Annotated in this window: 5 protein-coding genes and 1 pseudogene; 2 read left to right on the plus strand and 4 right to left on the minus strand. The window is 68.4% G+C overall.

Going from position 1 to position 5480, the window contains the following annotated elements; all coding sequences use genetic code 11:
* The 4 genes from GUY61_RS34010 to GUY61_RS34025 all read right to left on the minus strand — a co-directional run.
* Positions 1 to 1125: glycoside hydrolase family 3 protein (locus tag GUY61_RS34010; RefSeq protein WP_313896994.1), on the minus strand; the 1125-nt coding region annotated here is incomplete at its 3' end.
* The gene (locus tag GUY61_RS34015) at positions 1122 to 1940 is read right to left on the minus strand and encodes a carbohydrate ABC transporter permease (RefSeq protein WP_166634175.1); all 819 of its coding nucleotides are present in this window, start codon (positions 1938 to 1940) and stop codon (positions 1122 to 1124) included. The genes GUY61_RS34010 and GUY61_RS34015, both read right to left, overlap by 4 nt.
* On the minus strand, positions 1940 to 2899 hold the full coding sequence (locus GUY61_RS34020) for a carbohydrate ABC transporter permease (protein ID WP_166634176.1): 960 nt from the start codon (positions 2897 to 2899) through the stop codon (positions 1940 to 1942). The genes GUY61_RS34015 and GUY61_RS34020 overlap by 1 nt, the downstream gene beginning before the upstream one ends.
* A gap of 6 nt (positions 2900 to 2905) precedes the next feature.
* Positions 2906 to 4210 (minus strand): ABC transporter substrate-binding protein, encoded by a 1305-nt coding sequence (locus tag GUY61_RS34025; protein ID WP_166634177.1) that lies wholly within the window; start codon positions 4208 to 4210, stop codon positions 2906 to 2908.
* A 140-nt stretch (positions 4211 to 4350) separates the two neighbouring features.
* Here GUY61_RS34025 and GUY61_RS34030 point away from each other — a divergent pair.
* Both GUY61_RS34030 and GUY61_RS40845 read left to right on the plus strand, forming a co-directional pair.
* A pseudogene (locus GUY61_RS34030) lies at positions 4351 to 5361 on the plus strand (LacI family DNA-binding transcriptional regulator); the annotation flags it as partial.
* Positions 5335 to 5480, plus strand: a 146-nt coding sequence (locus GUY61_RS40845; protein WP_313896995.1) for a 2-amino-4-hydroxy-6-hydroxymethyldihydropteridine diphosphokinase, incomplete at its 3' end; no start/stop codon positions are given. The pseudogene GUY61_RS34030 and the gene GUY61_RS40845, both read left to right, overlap by 27 nt.

The raw sequence follows: 5480 nt of genomic DNA on the forward strand, positions 1-5480 counted from the left end.
GCTCCAGTCCGCGTCGAGGAGTCCGAGTCCGGCCTTCTGCGTGAGGACGCGGCGCAGGGCCCGGTCGATGAGCGCCTCGGGGACCATGCCGGTGGAAATCGCCTCCAAAAGGGGTGCGCCGAAGGTCTTGACGGTGGGCAGTTCGACGTCGACGCCCGCGCGCAGCGCGGTGCCCGCGGCCTCGGCCCAGTCGCCCGCGACCCCGTGGAGGGTCTTGAGGAAGGCGATGCCGAAGTAGTCGGCGACGACGGTGCCGTCGAAGCCCCAGGTGTCGCGGAGCAGTCCGGTGAGCAGGTGTTCGTCGGCGGCGGAGGGCACGCCGTCGGTGTCGGTGTAGGCGTGCATCACCGACCGGGCGCCGCTCTCGCGCAAGGCCATCTCGAAGGGTGCGAGCAGGACGTCGGCGCGCTCGCGCGGCCCCATGGCGACGGGGGCGAGGTTGCGCCCGGCGCGGGACGCGGAGTACCCGGCGAAGTGCTTGAGCGTCGCGACGATCCCGGCGGACTCGAGGCCCTGGACGTACGCGGTGGCGACCGTGCCGACGAGGTACGGGTCCTCGCCGATGGTCTCCTCGACCCGGCCCCAGCGCGCGTCCCGTACGACGTCGAGCACGGGCGCGAGGCCCTGGTGCACGCCGACCGACCGCATGTCCTCGCCGATCGCCGTGGCCATGCGGCGTACCAGCGCCGGGTTGAAGGTGGCTCCCCAGGACAGCGGGACGGGGTAGGCGGTGGCCTTCCAGGTGGCGAAGCCGGCCAGGCACTCCTCGTGGGCGACGGCGGGGATACCGAACCGGTTCGCCGCGGCGATGCGCGCCTGGGTGCGCATCAGGGAGAGCGCGCCGAGCGCCGGGTCGACGGGGGCGGTGCCGAACGGGCGGGTCAGCTGGCCCAGTCCGCCGGGCAGGAGCGCATCGAGGTCGACGGACTCCTCCATGTCGTGCTGGTGGGGGGCGACTTCGCCGCCCTCGTCCGACGCTCCGACCCAGACCCCGAAGAGCTGGGCGACCTTCTCCTCGACGGTCATGGCGGAGATCAGGGCGGAGACGCGCGTGTCGGTGTCGTAGGCGGGATCGTTCCAGATGGGGATGACGGGGGTCGTCTGGGCTGCCACGTTGGCGGTCACTTTCCTCCGACGCCCATGAGGCCCTGGACCAGGGCACGGCGGGCGAACAGGTAGACGAGCAGGACGGGCATCATGGACAGCACCACGGCGGCGAGCAGTCCGGGGATGTTGATGCCGTGCTCGGTTTGGAAGTTGTACAGACCCAGCGTGATCAGCTTGGTCGATTCCGACTGGGTCAGGACGAGGGGGAACAGGAAGCCGTTCCACGCCTGGAGGGCGGAGAACACGACGATGGTGGAGAGTCCGCCCTTGGACAGGGGGAGGACGAGCCGGAAGAAGATCTGCCGCGGCTGCGCTCCGTCGATGGCCATGGCCTCGAAGAGCTCGGGCGAGATGTCCCGCATGGTGCCGCTGAGGATCAGCGCCGAGATGGGGAGGCAGAAGGCCGCGGTGGGCAGGATGACACCGATGAGGTTGTCGTAGAGCCCGGCCTTGCTGATGAGGTAGAACATCGGGACGATCACGGCCTGCGCCGGTATGGCCAGGCCGAGCAGGAAGAGCCGGAAGACTCCCGAGGTGAGCCGGCTGCGGCTGCGGACGATCGCGAAGGCCAGCGGCGGTACGAGCAGCAGGACGATCGCGATGACGCAGGCGGTGACGATCACCGTGTTGAGGAGGTACCGGCCGAATCCCTCGCCGAAGGCACCGGTGTAGTTGTCGAGGGTGAAGTGGTCGGGGAAGGACAGCGGGCCGTTCTGGGCGTAGTCGGACCTGGACTGCACGGTCGCGCCGAGCATGACGTAGAGCGGCAGGCCGACGAGGAAGAGCCAGACGAGTGAGCCAGCGCCTGCCGGGTAGTTGGGGCGTCGCTTCATCACAGGCCTTCCGTGGAGCTGCGCATCTTGTCGTAGCCGGACACGCGGACGACGATGAGCGAGATGACCGTCGCGGCGAGGACCAGGACGAGCGCGATGGCCGAGCCGGCTCCGAAGTCAAAGCCCTTGAAGGCCTTCTGGTACATGTAGTAGGCGGTGATCGTGGTGTCGGTGCCGGGGCCGCCCTGGGTCAGGATCAGGACGGTCTCGAAGGTGGTGAGCCCCCCGACGACCATCAGGATCATCGAGGTGATGATGGAGTTGCGCAGCTGCGGCAGTGTGATGTGGAAGAACTGCCGGTAGCGGCCCGCTCCGTCGATCTCCGCGGCCTGGTAGAGCACTTTGGGGATGGCACGGGCGGCGCCCTGGTAGATCAGTGTGTGGAACGGTGTGAACTGCCAGGTGCTCACGAAGGCCAGTACGCCGATGGCGGTGGCCTGTTCACCGAACAGGTTGCCGTCGCCGAACAGCCAGGTGAGCTCCGCGGGTACGCCGAAGTTGGGGTCGAGCAGGGCCCGCCACAGCACCGACACCGCGGTGGAGGAGAGCAGCAGCGGGACGAAGTAGATGGCCGAGAGGACGGCCCGGTTGCGCTGCTGCCCGGCGGCCCAGACACCGAGCAGGATGCTCAGCGGCGTCTGGACGGCCACGCCCAGCACGGTGATCAGGAGGCTGAGCCAGATGCTCTTGATCATGACCGGGTCGTCGAAGATCCTGGTCCAGTTGTCCATGCCGACGAACTCGGGTGAGCCGAGCCCGCTCCAGCTGGTGAAGGACAGCACTGCGACCATGATCAGCGGGGCGATGGCGAAGAGCGCGAAGAACACCGCGGCGGGGACCGCCCAGGCGAATCCTGGGCGGCCCACCTGGACGATGCGCGACTTCTGCGGCCCGTCGCCGCCGGGACGGCTCTTGCCGGTCACGGCGGTGCCGCGAACGCCTGTCGTCTGTGTGGTCATGTCGGGTCAGGCGGTGGGGAGGGCCTGCATGGCCTCGATGAAGCCGCCCTCGTCGATCTGGCCGTTGAAGAACTGCTGCACGGCGGTGTGGATCGGGGTGATGGCGGCCGGCGGGTAGGCCTGGTCCCACGAGAGCTGGAAGGACGGGGCCTTCTTGACCAGATCGAACTGGTACGTGGAGTACTCGGGGTTGGCCGCCTTGTCGAGGAACTTCTCGGTGTTCTTGGTCGTGGGCAGGTTGCCGATGGCCAGCTGCTCCTCGACGAACTGGTCGGAGTACATGAGCCCCAGGAACTCCGCCACGGCCTCGGGGTGCTTGGTCTTCTTCAGTACCGAGTAGAAGTTGTTGGTGTTGCCCACGAGGTTGGCCCGGTCGCCCTTGCCGCCCTCGACTGCGGGGAAATCGGTGTAGCCCAGGTCGTTCTCGGCGAACTCCTTGTCGGCGTCCTGCTGGGTGGCGTAGGCCCAGGAGCCCATCAGCTCGAAGCCGGCCTTGCCACTGGCCAGGAGAGCGGGCGAGCCGCCGTCCGTGAACTTCACCGAGTCGAAGTTGGTGCCGAAGGCTCCGGCGTCGACCAGTTCCTTGATCATGCCGAGCGCCTTCTTGCTGTCCGCGCTCTCCCAGGCGGCCTTGTCGCCCTCGAGCGCCTTCTGGAACAGCTCGGGTCCCGCGACGCGGTCGTAGAGGTACTCGAACCACATCAGCGTCGGCCACTTGTCGCCGCCGCCGAGGGCGATCGGGGTGACGCCCTCGGACTTGAGGCTCTTGACCGCGCCGAGCAGCTCGTCCCAGGTCTTCGGCGGGGTCACGCCCGCCTCCTCGAGCACCTTCTCGTTGTTGAACAGCAGGACCGGCTGGGTGCCGCGCATGGGCACGCCGTAGGACTTTCCGTCGATGACGGCCGTGTTGAAGACGGAGGGCAGGAAGTTGTCCTTCAGGCCGGGGTCCTTCTCGATGAAGTCGTCCAGCGGCATCAGGAGGTCCGCCTTGACGTACGGCTGGATACTGCCGCCGCCCCAGTTGAAGAAGACGTCGGGGGCCTGCGGGGTGTTGATGATCGTCTGCAGCTTCTGCTGGTAGTCGGCACCGGGGATGGTGTCCAGGACCACCTTCACGTCGGACGTCTTGTTGAACGTCTCGACGATCTTCTTCTCGACCTTGTTCGTGGCGTCGCCGTAGACGAGGACATGGATCTCTCCGCCGCCGGACGACGCGCTGTCGTCGTCGCCCCCGCAGCCCGACAGGCTCAGCGCCAGGGCAAGGGTCACGCCGCCGGCGAGCAAACGGGGGTACCGCGCACGTATCTTCATCGTCTACCTCTCGAAAGTTTCGGCGTCGCTGCCGAAAGTCCCTGCAGTCCCGGACAGTAGGCGAGGCCCGACAGGGGGTCAACGGGCGTGCGGCGCCGCGACCAAACCGTTACCGCGGAGGCGTGCCCTATCCTTCGAGCATGCGTGAAGACGACGATGCGGAGGGCCGGGTGACCCTGGCCGAGGTGGCTGCACAGGCCGGCGTATCCCTCTCGACAGTTTCGAAAGTCCTGAACGGCCGTTCCGATGTCTCACGCCCGACCCGCACCAAGGTCGAGCGTCTGCTGGAGGCGCACGGATACCGCCGCCGCGCGCACGGCACACCCCAGGCACCCCTCATCGAACTCGTCTTCCACGAACTGGAGAGCGTCTGGGCCATGGAGCTGATCCGTGGCGTCGAAAACGTCGCGAAACAGAACAACGCCAGCGTGGTCCTGACGGAGAGCGGCACCCGTCACGCGCCCGACCCCGACTGGGTCGAGGGCGTGCTGCGGCGGCGCCCGCTCGGGGTGGTCCTCGTCTTCTCCACCCTGCCCGACAAGGTGAAGAAGCAGCTCAGGTCACGAGCCATCCCGTTCGTGATCATCGACCCGGCGGGCGACCCCGAGCCCGACGTGCCCTCCGTCGGCTCGGCCAACTGGTCCGGCGGCATGGCGGCCACCCGCCACCTCATCGACTGCGGGCACCGGCGCATCGCCATCATCACGGGCCCCGAGGACATGATGTGCTCGCTGGCCCGGCTCGACGGCTACCGCTCCGCGATGGCGATGGCGGGCCTGGAGCCCGACCCGCGGTTCGTGCGCTTCGGCGACTTCCACGTCCAGGGCGGGTTCTCGCACGCCATGGAGTTGCTGGAGCGCCCCGACCGGCCCACCGCGATCTTCGCCGGCAGTGACCTCCAGGCACTCGGTGTCCTGGAGGCGGCGCGCCTGAAAGGGCTGAGCGTGCCGCGGGACCTCTCGGTGGTGGGGTACGACGACGTACCGCTCGCCCAGTGGTCGAGCCCCGCTCTGACCACCGTCCACCAGCCGCTGCGGCAGATGGCCGAGGAGGCGGCGCAGATGCTGCTGCGCCCCCGCGATCCGGGCAAGGCCGCTCTCCGCATGGAGCTGGCCACCAGGCTGGTGGTACGGCAGAGCACCGCCCTGCCGCCCGACTCACTGCTGGAGCGGGCCCACGCCATCGAGGAGGCCTTCCACCGGGTGCGCGAGGAGCGCTGGGGCCCGCGCACCATCGACGTGGACATCGTCTCCTACGCCGACGTGGTCTC

It is taken from the genome of Streptomyces sp. GC420 (genome assembly GCF_009916105.1).
Lineage (GTDB): Bacteria > Actinomycetota > Actinomycetes > Streptomycetales > Streptomycetaceae > Streptomyces.

What these genes read in the sequence shown, in the direction of transcription:
- GUY61_RS34015 (WP_166634175.1), bottom strand. Translation starts at nt 1,940, where the DNA reads ATGAAGCGACGCCCCAACTACCCGGCAGGCGCTGGCTCACTCGTCTGG.
- GUY61_RS34020 (WP_166634176.1), bottom strand. Translation starts at nt 2,899, where the DNA reads ATGACCACACAGACGACAGGCGTTCGCGGCACCGCCGTGACCGGCAAG.
- GUY61_RS34025 (WP_166634177.1), bottom strand. Translation starts at nt 4,210, where the DNA reads ATGAAGATACGTGCGCGGTACCCCCGTTTGCTCGCCGGCGGCGTGACC.